The sequence below is a fragment of the Bradyrhizobium sp. 482_C4_N1_8 genome, from assembly GCF_052075965.1.
Classification (GTDB): Bacteria; Pseudomonadota; Alphaproteobacteria; order Rhizobiales; family Xanthobacteraceae; genus Bradyrhizobium; species Bradyrhizobium barranii.
Window position 1 is genome coordinate 7,092,242 of record NZ_CP197231.1, and the last position, 15,104, is coordinate 7,107,345.

At 62.4% G+C, this 15,104-nt stretch carries 13 protein-coding genes and 1 tRNA gene; 6 read left to right on the forward strand and 8 right to left on the reverse strand.

Annotation, left to right across the window (positions count from 1 at the left end; all coding sequences use genetic code 11):
* Window positions 1-22 precede the first annotated feature (22 nt).
* On the reverse strand, window positions 23-490 hold the full coding sequence (locus AB7Z56_RS33560) for a hypothetical protein (protein ID WP_063984901.1): 468 nt from the start codon (window positions 488-490) through the stop codon (window positions 23-25).
* A 283-nt stretch (window positions 491-773) separates the two neighbouring features.
* Here AB7Z56_RS33560 and AB7Z56_RS33565 point away from each other — a divergent pair, with 283 nt between their 5' ends.
* Together AB7Z56_RS33565 and AB7Z56_RS33570 are read left to right on the forward strand one after the other, a co-directional pair.
* Entirely contained in the window at window positions 774-1,730 is a 957-nt protein-coding gene (locus AB7Z56_RS33565; RefSeq protein ID WP_063984902.1) for a hypothetical protein, read from the forward strand.
* 517 nt (window positions 1,731-2,247) lie between these two features.
* On the forward strand, window positions 2,248-2,511 hold the full coding sequence (locus tag AB7Z56_RS33570) for a hypothetical protein (RefSeq protein ID WP_354095203.1): 264 nt from the start codon (window positions 2,248-2,250) through the stop codon (window positions 2,509-2,511).
* Between the two features lie 63 nt (window positions 2,512-2,574).
* Here the strand turns inward: AB7Z56_RS33570 and AB7Z56_RS33575 are convergent, their stop codons facing one another.
* From AB7Z56_RS33575 to AB7Z56_RS33600, 6 genes are all read right to left on the reverse strand, one after another.
* A complete protein-coding gene (locus tag AB7Z56_RS33575; RefSeq protein WP_063984903.1) occupies window positions 2,575-3,249 on the reverse strand; it encodes a Crp/Fnr family transcriptional regulator in 675 nt (224 codons plus the stop codon).
* Between the two features lie 321 nt (window positions 3,250-3,570).
* Window positions 3,571-3,954 carry a hypothetical protein gene (locus AB7Z56_RS33580; protein WP_063984904.1) on the reverse strand — a complete coding sequence of 128 codons (384 nt, stop codon included), beginning with the start codon at window positions 3,952-3,954 and terminating at the stop codon, window positions 3,571-3,573.
* 582 nt (window positions 3,955-4,536) lie between these two features.
* Complete coding sequence (gene groL / locus AB7Z56_RS33585) at window positions 4,537-6,186, reverse strand: chaperonin GroEL (protein ID WP_441256736.1); 1,650 nt, start codon at window positions 6,184-6,186, stop codon at window positions 4,537-4,539.
* Window positions 6,187-6,327: 141 nt separating this feature from the next.
* Window positions 6,328-6,645 (reverse strand): co-chaperone GroES, encoded by a 318-nt coding sequence (locus AB7Z56_RS33590; protein WP_063984905.1) that lies wholly within the window; start codon window positions 6,643-6,645, stop codon window positions 6,328-6,330.
* Window positions 6,646-6,748: 103 nt separating this feature from the next.
* Window positions 6,749-7,012, reverse strand: a complete 264-nt coding sequence (locus AB7Z56_RS33595; protein ID WP_063984906.1) for a DUF1488 domain-containing protein — start codon at window positions 7,010-7,012, stop codon at window positions 6,749-6,751.
* A gap of 515 nt (window positions 7,013-7,527) precedes the next feature.
* A tRNA-Gln gene (locus AB7Z56_RS33600) sits at window positions 7,528-7,602 on the reverse strand.
* Window positions 7,603-7,871: 269 nt separating this feature from the next.
* Here AB7Z56_RS33600 and AB7Z56_RS33605 point away from each other — a divergent pair.
* A complete protein-coding gene (locus AB7Z56_RS33605; protein WP_063984907.1) occupies window positions 7,872-9,647 on the forward strand; it encodes an acyl-CoA dehydrogenase in 1,776 nt (591 codons plus the stop codon).
* A gap of 217 nt (window positions 9,648-9,864) precedes the next feature.
* On the opposite strand, the gene AB7Z56_RS33610 is transcribed toward AB7Z56_RS33605, so the two are convergent.
* The gene (locus AB7Z56_RS33610) at window positions 9,865-11,100 is read right to left on the reverse strand and encodes an MFS transporter (RefSeq protein ID WP_063984908.1); all 1,236 of its coding nucleotides are present in this window, start codon (window positions 11,098-11,100) and stop codon (window positions 9,865-9,867) included.
* 302 nt (window positions 11,101-11,402) lie between these two features.
* Here AB7Z56_RS33610 and AB7Z56_RS33615 point away from each other — a divergent pair, with 302 nt between their 5' ends.
* The 3 genes from AB7Z56_RS33615 (at window position 11,403) to AB7Z56_RS33625 (ending at window position 15,054) form a co-directional block, all read left to right on the forward strand.
* Window positions 11,403-12,158, forward strand: coding sequence for an enoyl-CoA hydratase-related protein (locus AB7Z56_RS33615; protein WP_028148179.1), 756 nt, complete (start codon window positions 11,403-11,405; stop codon window positions 12,156-12,158).
* Window positions 12,159-12,336: 178 nt separating this feature from the next.
* The gene (locus tag AB7Z56_RS33620) at window positions 12,337-13,989 is read left to right on the forward strand and encodes a bifunctional metallophosphatase/5'-nucleotidase (RefSeq protein WP_063984909.1); all 1,653 of its coding nucleotides are present in this window, start codon (window positions 12,337-12,339) and stop codon (window positions 13,987-13,989) included.
* Between the two features lie 135 nt (window positions 13,990-14,124).
* A complete protein-coding gene (locus AB7Z56_RS33625; RefSeq protein ID WP_063984910.1) occupies window positions 14,125-15,054 on the forward strand; it encodes a histone deacetylase family protein in 930 nt (309 codons plus the stop codon).
* Window positions 15,055-15,104 lie beyond the last annotated feature (50 nt).

Here is a 15,104-nt window from a genome sequence, read left to right on the forward strand (position 1 = left end):
CTGATAGAGAGGTATCTTGGGGCTAGCTCTGACATCCCGTTGACAGGTTCAATGCCTTGAACAGGCCATCGAAGACACCTGACCGGCAGGGCTTGACCTCCGCGACTGGCTTGGCGCGCTTGGCATTCGCAAATGCCTTGGACGTTCCCTGCACGGGCCGAGGTCTGGGCAGCATGACCGCGAATTTTCTCCCGCTTGCGGTGCGCTGGTGTGGCGCGATGATCTTCAAAGGCTCTGGCGCAACATTCGCCGTTTGATCCGGCGGAGGCATCGGTTCGCTCAAGGAGACCGGCTGCGGAGGCGCTTCAAATTGCATGTGCATGTGCGGGGTCCCGAGCCGGTCTGCCGTCGTCAGCGTATCGGCTGAGACGCGTAACCCGACGGTCGCCTGAACAGGCGGCGCGTTCACGGGCTTGGTCATGCGCGGCGCCGTCTCAAGCTCCATCACCGCGAGTGTACTGAAGCCAACGAGGATGAGAGCCGCCTTCATCTGATTTCACGCTTCCCGAACGCGACGCCTCGTTCAAAGCCTGCCGAAAAATAAGCTCCCGAAAATCGGAGACCAATTGCGGACATCCAATAAGGCGGCTTGGCGGCAGAACCGAACCAGCCGGCGGGGCGACCGGACAAGATCAGAGACAGGGTTAACGCGGGTCATGCGAACTGGCCCCTTATGCGGAGTGCTCGCTGTCGCCTAACGACCGGTACCTGAGGCCCCCCCTCGAGCTTGCAATGTGCTAGTCTGAGCCGGCACTCAGCCCGGACGGTGCACCGTGACCGATGGTCGTCACCCGGCATGGACCGAGGAAAGCCGCTTTCGCGGTGCGCTCGACGATGTGATTATCATCCCACTTGTTGTTGTTGCGCTCGCCACGAACAAGATCCTGCGTTTCGTTCTTGCGATCTTGATGCGGATGCTTGACTTCGCCTTCCCTTTTGCGATGCAGATTGTCTGGCTGCCGCTGTTCGCGGCCAGGGTTGTCGGCGATGTCATCGTAACTGTCATCAATGGCGCGGTGCGCTTGCTTCCCCTGTCCGCGTCGAAGCGTCGACAGTGGGGTAGATCGATTCGCCGAAACTGGTTGTGGTTCCGGCGGAAGATCAGCTATCGGGCGTTCGAACACGCTGTGCATGATGCCTTTGAAGGCGGCATGGCATGGGTGTTCAGAACATGCCGGCATCTCACGCCGAATGCCGCATTGCTCGTGATCCTGTGCGCGGTCCTTTGGCTGCCGATCTCTTTCGGTGCGGCAACGGCGATGCACGCGATATTGTTTGCCAAGGTCACATCCTGGCCAGCCTGGATGCAACTCCTGCATCCGCTCGCAACGGTCATCGCGAAGAGCAAGCTTCTGGTGCTACCGGTCTATCCGGCAGCCTGGCCGCAGGCCAGAAAGCATCCACTCGTTCAGCTCGTCTTCAAGGGCTACGACATCATCAAGCGCGTGCATGTGATCAGAAAGGTCGGCCTTCGCTATCGGCAGGCAGAGATCGCCGGGACCGCAGCGGTTGAGAGGCTCGAGCGCATTGCCGGCCTCACGTCGGCGGTGAGGTGGTTGCGCGAGGCGCATGTCGCAGAGCATTTGGGCGTCGAGAAGCCCACTCAGGAATTGCGTTCGTTCTTCGCGCGATGGTCCATCAAGTTCTCGGCCGAATATTACGAAGCAAAGGAACGGCAAGCCTCAGCGGTCCCATCATCAAACAGCAGCAAGCTGCGACCGCCGAGTTGATCGTCAATCGCCAACGGCCTCACCGTGCCGCCGTCGCTGCCCGATCTCTCTCCAACGGGCAACGGACTGCGACATTTCCAAATGAAGCCAGGACAGCTTGTCTTACCATCCGGCAGCGAATCCCACTGGTCGATAGATCAGAAGCTTGGGTGCAAACCAGCGCCGGGACGCGATTGCGGTGTTTCTGTCTGTCAGCATCATTGCCGCGCCTGAGGGATTGGTCGGACGCTGCCGGGCGCGTGCTCCTCGCCGCCAATTGCTGCCGACTCCATCGCTCGCAACTACGATGTCGTCGAAGATGGCAGTGAATTGTTTCTGACTACAATCCGCTACAGCAGCTCTTTTGCCGCGCGGCACGATTGGACGCACGGCAAAGCGATCCGTGCGCTCCTCTGGCAATCTTATTTATGCCGAGGGCTCGCTATTCATCGCTTCGATCCCCACATTTAAGTCCACCTTGGTCAACCGTCGAGATTGGCCGGAGTGCGCGGAGACTTCCAACGAAAGGGCTCTGCATATGTCCAAATCTCAGCAGCATCGCGCAAGAGCGACCGCGTCCGGCGAGCTCGTTAAGGATTCGGCCAGCGCTGAGGAAAGCTGTAAATTCAACACCTGGCGGGCCGGCTTCGTCTTTTTGACGGATCACAGGCGCAACAATGAAATCGGTCGCAACAAGCTGCCTTTGAAAAAGGACACGCCTGGCGATGCGAGATCGAGCGCAACCGCTCTGTCACGATGGGAGAACGAGGGAGGCTCGGTCCGCGACGAACTGCCGCCCTGATCCGCTATTCGAGTGGGCTAATGTCCCGCGTTTGGCCCGGCGCTCGGTTTGGCCGCGCGGCGGTCAGTTCTTCCGGTCTATCTCGGGTTTGTCGCGCAGAACCGCGTTCAGAAGCGAGCTATGGACCTCGATCTTTCCATTGTAGCTGATGAAGCCAAGCTTCCGGAACTTGTTCATGAAGAAGCTGACCCGTGATCGGGTCGTACCGATCATTTCGGCCAGCGTTTCCTGGCTGATATTGACGCCAATGGGCTGCGAGCTGGCTTCCTTGCCGAAGTTCGCCAGCAGAAGCAGCAGGCGCGCCAAGCGTTTCTCGCTCGAATTGAAGAGTTGGTCGATCAGGTCTTCTTCAATCCGGCTATTGCGCGCGAGCAAATACGCCATGAACAATTGAGAGAACTTCGGCTTGCCTTCGAGCGCTGTAGTCATCGCCGTCTTCGATATTCTCGTGATGACACAGGACTCCATTGCCGTAGTCGTGGCAAGACGCAATGGATGACCATTGAGGCAGCCCTCGCCAAAGAATTGTCCGGGCTCCAAAATCCCAACGACGGCTTCCTTGCCTTGGTCCGAAACGACCGTGAGCTTGATCTTTCCCTCTTGAATGTAGAATACCGCGTCCGCAGCATCTCCCTGCACGAACACGCTCCGACCTTTGCCAACTTTCGAGATCGATTTCCCGGCCCCGACCTTGGCAAGGAATGCTCTGGGATCAAAGTCCTTCGCCGCTTTCACCAAGGCAGGACTCTCGTTCGCTGGACCATTAACACGCAATCATACTACCACAATTGAAAGGATGTTCACCCGTTGGAAGGCCGCGTGGCGTGCGGCAAATCGGGAACTGAAATGACGAGGGGAAGCGCTCGGCTCGACCTGGGCTTCAGGGATTTCGTCCCATCGAGTTCTCCGTTCAAAGTAGATACGACGAATTTGATGCTTGACCATCTGGCGACGACTGCCTGGTCTGCTTTGCAGGAGCCCCCTTCCACTGCGCAAGATGCAGACGTGTCGAGGGGCCGGCGCGTCTATGCGCAGATTTCCGCCGCGCGACTTGCCTGACTATCCGCGCAGCTCCACAGCTTTCTTGCTACCAAGCGATTCGGCACAAGCTTTCGCAACGGCTGAATTTGGCTCAGTGCTTCCCGGCATCGTGGCCCAACCGCCTTTTTCGACGAACTTGCTCTGATCCCACGCATAGGTCGTCTTCTTCATTGCGACCAGGTTTTCCGACGCATCAGCGGCTTGTTGAAACTTCTCAACGCAGATGGGTGTGAGAGCTGCGACGACAGCCGTCGCAGCACTATTCCTCGCGAGCGTCTCGGCGGCCCCACCCGTCACCCAGCCGCCCCAGCTGAAACCCACGATTGCCAGAGCAATTGCTCCGGCCACGGCTCCCCACAGTGCCGGCCGCACGGCAGCTTTCGTCTCCCTGGAGATTTCCATGATCTTCGCCTTGATTTAGAGGTATGTTGAGCTTCACCGGTTAAGGAGGCTAGACACGTAGAGGGATCGGCGTCTGTACCAAATTGCTCACTGCACTCGCGTAGGGATACCTTCGGGATGGCTTGATGCGCCGGCTCGCTGCAGTCTGATGCCAGCGCGCCACGGCGAGTATCTGCACCCTTGATGCTCCTGGAAATGCAGGGCCTTTGTGAGATTCTCCGCCTTTCGCGGTTGAGCGCTGGCGGTACCAATAATCGGTTCAGGTGTTCCTTTTCGAACAGACGGCGACGCCTCTCCCCGCTTTATTCCTGCATTGCCTGACTTGAATATATTACCGATCAGCCCGGCCCTCGCGGCCGGGCTTTTCGCTTGGGAAGGCCGTTCGCAGTCGAGGCCGATAGAACAGCAGTCTCACCTCGGCGTCTCGGCAAACGAGGAGAAGCTTCCCTGGAAGGGTTTGCCGGACTGCGGAGTGCGCATGCGGTTCTCAACTGACCCTTTCCTGTGAGCAGATCGTCGCTTCTGCCTCCTGGAAATCGGCCATCCCTTCCCTTGTCTCCGTTCGGCCATGAGCGGGTTGACCTAGAAATCCATACCGCCCATGCCTCCCATGCCGCCGCCACCCGCAGGCGCGCCGCCGCCGGCGTTCCTCTTCGGCACCTCGGCCACCATGGCTTCGGTGGTGATCAGGAGAGCCGCAACCGAAGCCGCGTTCTGGATCGCCACGCGAACCACCTTGGTCGGGTCGATGATGCCCTTGGCGACCAAGTTGCCATACTCACCGGTCTGCGAGTCGAAGCCGTAGGCGTACTGTTCCTTTTCCAGGATCTTGCCGACGATGACCGAGCCGTCTTCGCCGGCGTTGATCGCGATCTGGCGAGCCGGCGCGGACAGCGCCTTGCGCACGATCTCGACGCCGGTCTTCTGGTCGTCGTTCTTGGTGCGCAGCCCCTTGAGATGCTCGGAGGCACGGAGCAGGGCGACGCCGCCGCCCGGGACGATACCTTCCTCGACCGCCGCGCGGGTCGCATGCATCGCGTCATCAACGCGATCCTTGCGCTCCTTCACCTCGACCTCGGTCGCGCCGCCGACGCGGATCACCGCGACGCCGCCTGCGAGCTTGGCGAGACGCTCCTGGAGTTTCTCACGGTCGTAGTCCGAGGTGGTCTCCTCGATCTGCGCCTTGATCTGGGCCACGCGCGCCTCGATGTCGGCCTTCTTGCCGGCGCCGTTGACGATCGTTGTGTTCTCCTTGTCGATCATCACCTTCTTGGCGCGACCGAGCATGTTGAGCGTGACGTTCTCGAGCTTGATGCCGAGATCTTCCGAGATCGCCTGGCCGCCGGCCAGGATCGCGATGTCCTGCAGCATGGCCTTGCGGCGATCGCCGAAGGCCGGAGCCTTGACGGCCGCGACCTTCAGACCGCCGCGCAGACGGTTGACGACGAGGGTGGCGAGCGCCTCGCCTTCCACGTCTTCGGCGATGATAACGAGCGGCTTGCCGCTCTGTACGACAGCTTCCAGGAGCGGCAGCAGTTCGTTCAGGCTGGAGAGCTTTTTCTCGTAGATCAGGATATAGGCGTCGTCCATTTCAACGCGCATCTTGTCGGCGTTGGTGACGAAGTAGGGCGAGATGTAGCCGCGGTCGAACTGCATGCCTTCGACGACTTCGAGCTCGGTCTCGAGCGATTTGGCTTCTTCAACCGTGATGACGCCCTCGTTGCCGACCTTCTTCATGGCGTCGGAGAGGAACTTGCCAATCTCCGCATCGCCGTTGGCCGAGATGGTGCCAACCTGAGCGATCTCCTCGTTCGAGGTGACCTTCTTGGAGTTCTTGACGAGGTCGGCGACGACGGCGTCCACTGCCAAGTCGATGCCGCGCTTGAGGTCCATCGGGTTCATGCCGGCGGCAACCGCCTTGGCGCCTTCCTTCACGATCGCAGCCGCGAGCACGGTGGCGGTGGTGGTGCCGTCGCCGGCCGCGTCAGCCGACTTGGAGGCAACTTCGCGCACCATCTGTGCGCCCATGTTCTCGAACTTCTCTTCGAGCTCGATCTCCTTGGCGACGGTGACGCCATCCTTGGTGATGCGGGGAGCGCCGAACGACTTGTCGAGGACAACGTTGCGGCCCTTCGGACCGAGCGTCACCTTTACCGCGTTGTTGAGAATTTCGACGCCGCGCAACATGCGGTCGCGGGCATCGACGCCGAATTTGACTTCTTTGGCTGACATGGCGATCTCCGTTTTCAACTGGTCAGATCCCAAAAGCCGCGCAACTGGCGAGCTCTTGAGGGATGAGATTTGAATTGCGGGCCTCATCCTTCGAGAACCCGGCTACGCCGAATCCTCAGGGTAAGGAAAACCGGCTGGCGCTTACGCGGCCTTCTTCTTGGCGGCCGGCAGATCAGTGAGGACGCCCATGATGTCGCTTTCCTTCACGATCAGCAGGTCGACGCCGTCGATCTTGACTTCAGTGCCGGACCACTTGCCGAACAGCACGCGGTCGCCGACCTTCAGGTCGATCGGGATCAGCTTGCCGGCTTCGTCGCGGCCACCGGGGCCGACGGCGATGACTTCGCCCTGGGAGGGCTTCTCCTTGGCGGTGTCCGGAATGATGATGCCACCGGCTGTCTTGTCGTCGGCCTCTATGCGCTTGACCACGACGCGGTCATGGAGCGGACGGAATTTCATGCGATCCTCCCTGGCTTTTGTGATTATTTCTGGATTGGCAGTCGTAATGAAGCACGTGCCGTAAACGAAGTCTTCCGCTTCCATCAAGACGCGAGGCTTCGTCTCAAAAATTGGCGGCGACCAGATCGTAAGAGCCCCTGCTGCCGCGGACGTACACCCTGGCAGCGGCGGCGCATATCACATCACGATTGGAATCGAATGCGCTCAGGAAATCCGATTCATTGTTGGAGTGAGCGCCCGGTTCAAGTCGCCTCAGCGCGTCTTCCTCTATGAAGAACGATGCCTCTAACGCGCTATCGTATCCCCAAAAACGCACGGCGTGCCGCGTTCGGTCATATGAACGACTGAAATTCGGAAACTCGATCATGGTTGGGTCCGATCAAGTTTGCGCAACGGGAATAGGTTCTGAGAGCGATCCGGCTGCGCTAAACCATAAATGGCTACTCTGGAATCGGATTACAACTGTCCACGAAAATTAAGTGCGACCAGCCTCGTGATCTTCTTCGGGCTGTTGATCGTCGCTGCAATTAATTTTCAGTGGTAGTTCTCTCGGCTCACCCGCGCTATCGGCTCAAGCCAACAGCTAGTTGGCTCCGCTGAAATGACTCACGAGCTCAGCCCGGCGGCAGTTGATGCGATCCTTTCACAAGGTACGACCGTCACTCGTACTGCGCTCAGTCCTACAGGTGGTCAGCTTGTCTTCAGCGACCCGCGCGATCGTTGTGCGAAATTCGCGAACACCGTCCGGGTAACTGATCTCGAGTTTCTGGAAGATGTTCTGAGTGAATGGTGGCGAACAAAAACAGCAACGTCTCCAGCGGACGGCGCCATCCGCTCTCCAAATGGGGCAACGATGACGTCGATTTGGTAAGCAATATCAATTGGCTGGGGCGGGAGGGATCGAACCTCCGAATGGCGGAATCAAAATCCGCTGCCTTACCGCTTGGCTACGCCCCAACAGGCGACCAGGGAACGGGCGGAAGAACCGGCTACCGCAGATTCCCGCTGGTCGCAGCCGGTCTATAGGGAGCGGCGCGCCATTTCAACCGCCTGGAGGGGCAAAATACCTGAGGTCCAGGACCGGGGCCGGCGCTGGCCGAGCCACCCTTTATTATAGGCCCGGCGGCGGCGCCGTTCCGGGCCGGCGCAGTCCCGGCGTTCGGGCAGTTGAGACCTCCCCCGTTTCATGGGAATACGGCGCCAATACCTGTCCACGGGAGTGAGCCATGACCTACCGCGCGCCGATCTCAGACATGCTGCTGTCGCTCAACCATGGCGCCGGCCTCAAGGCTGCCGTGGAGGCCGGCCATTACGGCGATTTCGACGGCGACATCGTGAGCGCCGTGCTGGAGGAAGCCGGCAAGTTCGCAACCGACGTGCTGGCGCCGCTCAACCAGGTCGGCGACGAGCACGGCATCAAGCTCAGCGATGGCAAGGTCACGACTGCGCCGGGCTGGCCGGACGCCTACAAGCGCTGGACCGAGGGCGGCTGGAACGCGGTCTCCGGCCCCGAGGATTTCGGCGGCCAGGGCCTGCCGATCGCGATCAACGCCGCCTGCACCGAGATCTGGAGCGCTTCCAACGTCGCCTTCGGCCTCTGCCCGCTGCTGACGGCCTCGGCGATGGAGGCGCTGGATGCGCATGGCAGCGACGAGCTGAAGAAGATCTATCTGGAAAAGCTCGTCTCCGGCGAATGGACCGGCACGATGCAGCTCACCGAGCCGCAGGCCGGCTCCGACGTCGGCGCGCTGCGCACCCGCGCCGACAAGCAGGCCGACGGCACCTATCGCATCAAGGGGACGAAGATCTTCATCACCTATGGCGAGCACGACATGACCGACAACATCGTGCATTTCGTGCTGGCGCGCCTGCCGGACGCGCCCGCGGGCACCAAGGGGATCTCGCTGTTCCTCGTGCCGAAGTTCATGGTCAATGCCGACGGCTCGCTCGGCGCGCGCAATGACATCTATGCGTCGGGCGTCGAGCACAAGCTCGGCATGCACGCTTCCCCCACCTGCACCATGACCATGGGCGATCATGGCGGCGCGATCGGCTTCCTCGTCGGCGAAGAGAACCAGGGCATGCGCTGCATGTTCACGATGATGAACCAGGCCCGCCTCGGCGTCGGGCTGGAGGGCGTCGGCGTCGCCGATCGCGCCTACCAGCAGGCGCTGGCCTATGCGCAGGAGCGCAAGCAGGGCCGCGCCATCGGCAAGAAGGGCGACGGTTCGGACGCGATCTTCGTGCATCCGGACGTCAAGCGCATGCTGATGCGGATGCGGGCGCAGACCGCCGCCGCACGCACCATCTGCTATGCGACCGCGGTCGCGATCGACGTCTCCACGCGCGCCAAGGATCCGAAGGTCCGCGCGGACGCCGCCGCGCGCGCGGCGCTGCTGACGCCGATGGCGAAGGGCTATTCCACCGATATCGGCAACGAGGTCGCCTATCTCGGCGTGCAGGTGCACGGCGGCATGGGCTTCATCGAGGAGACCGGCGCCGCGCAGCACTATCGCGATGCGCGCATCACCGCGATCTACGAGGGCACCAACGGCATTCAGGCGATCGATCTCGTCACGCGCAAGCTCGCGGCCAATGGCGGCGCTGCGGTGTGGGCGCTGCTCGACGAGCTCTCGGCAACCGTGAAGCAGGTCGAAGCCTCCAACGATCCCGCTTTCGGCACCACAGGTATCAAGCTGCGCGAGGCGCTGGAGGCGCTGACGCGCACCAGCAAGTGGCTGCTGGAGCGCGTGACCTCCGCGCCGAACGAGGCGCTCGCCGGCGCGACGCCGTATCTGCAGCAGTTCGGCTCGACGCTCGGCGGTTGCATGCTGGCCTCCGAGGCGCTCGCCGCCAAGTCCGACGGCAACACTGACGCCCCGCGCTACGTTTCGCTCGCGCGCTTCTTCGCCGAGAACATCACGGTGCAGGCCGGCGCGCTGGAGCGCACGGTGACGGAGAGCGCGGAGTCGGTCGCTGCGGCGGATGCGGTGTTGTTGTAAGCGAGATACTGCCAACGCGTTGTCATGGGAGATTTCTCCTCCTCCCCGCTGTCATTCCCCGCGAAAGCGGGGAATCCAGTACGCCGCGGCCTCGCGATAAAACAACAAACGTCTCGGCGTACTGGATCGCCCGATCAAGTCGGGCGATGACAGCGAACATGTGGGACGCACGTGCCACACTCGAGCCTATCCCGGATTGCGCTTCGCTCCATCCACCCTACGAAGCGGCGAGCTTCGCCCTTCTCCCCGGCCGCCACAGCACGATTCCCGCCGCCACGAGATCGAGCATCACACAGATCGCAAACGCGCTCGTGTAGTTGCCGGTGAAACTCCGCACGAGGCCGATGATGCCGGGGCCGAAGGCGCTGACGACGCCGCTGATCGACGTGCCCAATCCCATTGCGGCGGCAAAGGCGGCAGCGCCGATCTCGCGCTGGATGATCAAGGGTGGGAACGTGATCATGTTGCCAATCGAGAAGCCGTAGACGGCGCAGCAGACGAGCAGCACGGTCGGGTTCGTGCTTTGGAGAAGCACGAACAGCGCCGCCGCCTGGCTCGTCATCGACGCCGCGCAGGCGAGCCGCGGATCGAGCCGGTCGACGAACAGGCCGAGCGACAGGCGGCCGACCACCGCCATCGCCGCCATGATGGTGACCGCAAGGCCTGCGGCATAACGCCCGATCAGCGGCTCGAGGAACGTCACCTGGTGGATGATGAATCCCATCTGCGCCAGCAGCGCGATCGCGATCGGCAGCACCATGGTCCAGAACGCCGCGTTGGCGAGCAGCGTCTTGCGGGAATGGGCCGGCGCGGCCATGCCAGCGGACGAGCGGCCGCCCGATGCCGGCGATATCTGCGTCGGCCAGCCGATGAAGATGACAACCACCGGCAGCACCAGCACCACCATCGCCATCGTGGCGGCAAGCATGGCGGACTGGAAGCCGATGCTGCCGGTCAGCGACAGCAGCAGCGGAACGAGGACGATGCCGCCGCAGGTCGCGCCGTTGAAGGCGAGGCTGAGCGCGAGCCCGCGCCGCCGTTCGAACCAGGCGTTCAGCACGGTGGCGATCACCACGGTGCCCATGCCGGTCCAGCCGACCGACATCAGCGCATAGGCGAGATAAAGCTGCCAGGGCGTCTGCATCAGCGCCAGCAGCACGGTCGACGCGCCGAGCGCCGACAGGCCGCACAGGATCAGCGCGCGCAGCCCGATGCGGGCGAGCAGATCGTCGGTGAAGATGACGAGCACGGAGGTGAGGAGAAACGAGAAGGTGCTGGCCGCGGAGACCAGCGTGCCCGGCCAACCATGGGCGCGCTGGAGCTCGGCGAGATAGACGCCCTGGCCATAGAGGCCGAAGCCGAACATGAAGAAGGCCATCAGGAAACAGGCCAGCACGACGCGCCAGCCGCGATAACGCAGCGAGGATTCGTCAACGCCCGTTGCGGCAATCATCAAACGAGCAATCGGCCAAGTGGAACGGCATTGGGCAATCGTGCCCTACAACCCCCGGTTTTTCAAATGAAACATTGTAGCCATTTGTTGCAATGCGCAACTGCATGTGCGAAGCAATACAACCGGCATGATCCGGTGCGGTGCGGTTCCCGATCAGAAAAACGACAGCGCGCCATATGGCGGACTCACGAGGACGTTCTCGAAAAGGCCGAGCGGGCGGATTGGCACGCCTGCAAGATGATGTAGGCTGAGGCTTGCGAGACTCGCCAAGGCAAGCGTCGCGGCGACCGCAGGGGGCTCTCATGCCGAATGGCAATATCGTCGTCACCGAAGAGCGCGGAACGCGCGTCATCACCCTGCGCCGCCCGAGCAAGAAGAACGCGATCACGCAGGACATGTATCGCGAGATGAGCCGCGCGATCGACACCGCGCAGAACAATCCCGACATCCGCTGCATGATCATCACCGGCGGCTCCGGCGTGTTCACCGCCGGCGACGACATCGACGACTTCATGCAGGCCGAACCGAATTCCGAGACGCTGTCGGACGGCGCAAAATTTCTCTATTCGCTCGCCCTCAACGTCAAGCCGATCATCGCGGCCGTCGACGGCGCCTCGATCGGCATGGGCACCGTGATGCTGTTCCATTGCGACTATGTGCTTGCCTCGAACGCCGCGACCTTCTCCGCGCCCTATATCCATCTCGGGCTCGTTCCGGTCGGCGCGGCCAGCCTCCTGATGCCGAACACGATGGGCTACCAGCGCGCCTTCGCGATGCTGGTGATGGGGCGAACTTTCACCGCCGCGGAGGCGCACGCGGCAGGCTTCGTCAACACCGTGGTCTCGCCGGGACATACCGAGGTCGAGGCGCGCAAGGTGGCGCGCGATATCTGCCGGCTGCCGGCCGAGGCGGTCGCGGCCTCGCGCAAGCTGCTGCGCGCCGCGCCCGAGGAGCTCACCCGCCGCATCGACCAGGAGGCCCATCTGTTCGGCGAGCGGCTGAAGTCGGACGAGGCGATTGCCGCGTTCAAGGCGTTTGCGAATCGGAAGAAGAGGTAGGGGGCGGCCGGCGCCCAGCCAATGGTCGTCATTCCGGGGCGCGACGAAGTCGCGAGCCCGGAATCCATCGTGCGGCAGAGTTGGTGGATGAATGGATTCCGGGCTCGCGCTACGCGCGCCCCGGAATGACAGCGAGAACGTTCGTGAAATCTTCGCGGGGAACGACTAAACTTGTTCCATGCGATACGCCTTCCTATTCCTCCTTGCCGCTCTCGCCACCCTCCCCGCCTCGGCCCAGACCGCCGCGCCCGTCGAGCTGCGCATTCTCGCGATCAACGATTTCCACGGCAATCTGCGTCCGCCGCCGGGCGGCATCCGGATCGGGGATCCCGAGGACAAGAGCAAGAAGGTGACGGTCGCGGCCGGCGGCGCGGAGTATATGGCGACGCTGGTCAAGCAGCTGCGCGAGGGGCACACCAACACGATCTTCGTCGCCGCCGGCGACCTGATCGGCGCGAGCCCGTTCCTGTCGGCGATGTTTCACGACGAGCCCTCGGTCGAGTCGCTCTCGATGATGGGACTTGCGATCACATCGGTCGGCAATCACGAGTTCGACGAGGGCAAGACCGAGCTCTTGCGGATGCAGAACGGCGGCTGTCATCCGGTCGACGGCTGCCAGGGGCCGCATCCCTTCACCGGCGCCAAATTCCATTATCTCGCGGCTTCCACCATCGAGACCGCGACCGGCAAGAGCGTACTGCCGCCCTACGAGATCAGGGAGGTCGAGGGCATCCCCGTCGCCTTCATCGGACTGACCTTGAAGGAGACCGCGGGCATCGTCTCGCCCTCAGGCATTGCCGGGCTCGAATTCCGCGACGAGGCCGAGACGGTGAACGCGCTGGTGCCGCAGCTGAAGGCGCGTGGCGTCGAGGCGATCGTGGTGCTGATCCACCAGGGCGGTGAGCCCTCGGGCGACTACAATGAATGCCCTGCCATTACGGGGCCGATCGTCGACATCGTCAAGAAATTCGACCGCGCCGTCGACGTCGTCGTCAGCGGCCACACCCACCGCGCCTATGTCTGCGACATCGACGGGCGGCTCGTCACCAGCGGCGACAAATACGGCACGCTGGTCACCGCGATCGACCTCAAGCTCGATCCTGTAACCCGCGACATCGTCGGCGCCAAAGCCGAGAACGTCATCGTCGCCAATGCCTCGCTGGCGAAGGATCCCGAACAGACCGCCCTGATCGATGCCTATGACAAGCTGTCGGCACCGATTGCGAATCGCCCTGCCGGATCGGTGACGCAGACGCTGTCGCGCGTGCCGAACGAGGCCGGCGAGAGCGCACTCGGCGACGTCATCGCGGACGCTCAGCTCGCCGCGACGAAGGACGCCAAGGATGGCAGCGCTGTCATCGCGTTCACCAATCCCGGCGGCATCCGCACCGACATTGTTCCGAAGGAGAACGGCGCGGTGTCGTTCGGCGAACTGTTCGCGAGCCAGCCGTTCCGCAATCGCCTCGTTACGATGACGCTCACGGGCAGCCAGCTCAAGGACATGCTGGAGCAGCAATGGCTCGATCCGAAGCGCCCGCGGATTCTCCAGGTGTCGAACGGGTTCAGCTACACTTGGGATGCGACGAAACCTTTCGGCGAGCGAATCAGCATCGAGAAGGTGACGCTCAACGGCAAGCCGATCGAGCCTGGGAGCGGCTACCGCGTCACCGTCAACGATTACCTCGCCGTCGGCGGTGACGGTTTCACGGCCGCCAAACAAGGCACAGCGCAGCAATATGGCGGCTACGACGCGGACGCGCTGTTCGCCTTCTTCAGGGCACACGGACCGATCGGTCCGCTGCCGCCCACCCGCATCCTGCGCGTGAATTGATCCGGATCAAACGGACTTGTCCGGAACCACCCTTTGCCATCCCCGCCCAAGCGCTTAGATTGCGTTTTGCATTTGCGTTTTGGCTCGGGATGCGCCAAGCGACGTCAAGAGCCCGTTCCCTGTGAGGCCGACCTGATGAGCACGCTTCTCCTCTCCCACAAGGCCTGCCTCGACCACGTCACGCCGCCGGGACACCCTGAAAGGCCCGACCGCCTGCGGGCGGTGGAGGAAGCGCTGTCGCAGGAACGCTTCCAGTTCCTGGCGCGCGACCTGGCACCGGAAGGCGATCTCGATCTCGTGACGCTGTGCCACAACGAGCACTACGTCACCGAGCTGCGCCACATCGCGCCGACCAGCGGCCAAGTCTATATCGACGGCGACACCTCGATGTCACCAGGCACGTGGGAAGCAGTGATGCGCGGCGTCGGCGGCGCAGTGGCTGCGACCGAAGCGGTGATGAATGGCGAGCATCGCAACGCCTTCGTCGCGGTGCGCCCGCCCGGACATCACGCCGAGATCGGCAAGCCGATGGGCTTCTGCTTCTTCGACAATGCCGCGATCGCCGCGCGTCACGCGCAGCGCAAATACGGCGTCCAGCGCGCCGCCATCGTCGATTTCGACGTGCATCACGGCAACGGCACGCAGGACATCTTCTGGTCCGATCAGACCGTGATGTACTGCTCGACGCATCAGATGCCGCTGTTTCCGGGTACCGGCGCGAAGGGCGAGCGCGGCGACCACGACACCATCGTCAATGCGCCGCTCGCTTCCGAAGACGGCGGACCAGAATTCCGCGCCGCGTTCGAGCAACTGATCCTGCCGCGCCTCGAAAAATTCAGCCCCGAGCTTCTCGTCATCTCCGCGGGCTTCGATGCGCATTACCGCGATCCGCTGGCCTCGCTGAATTTGCGCGCGGAGGACTACACCTGGGTCACGCGCAAGCTGATGGACCTTGCCGACAAGTCCGCAGGGGGCCGCATTGTTTCGGTGCTCGAGGGCGGCTATGACCTGCAAGGATTGAAAGAATCTGTTACGGCGCATGTCGGCGCCCTGATGGGCGCTTGACGCACCCGCCACATTACGCCCGCAAAACTGCGCTTTTTCTCACGTGAAGC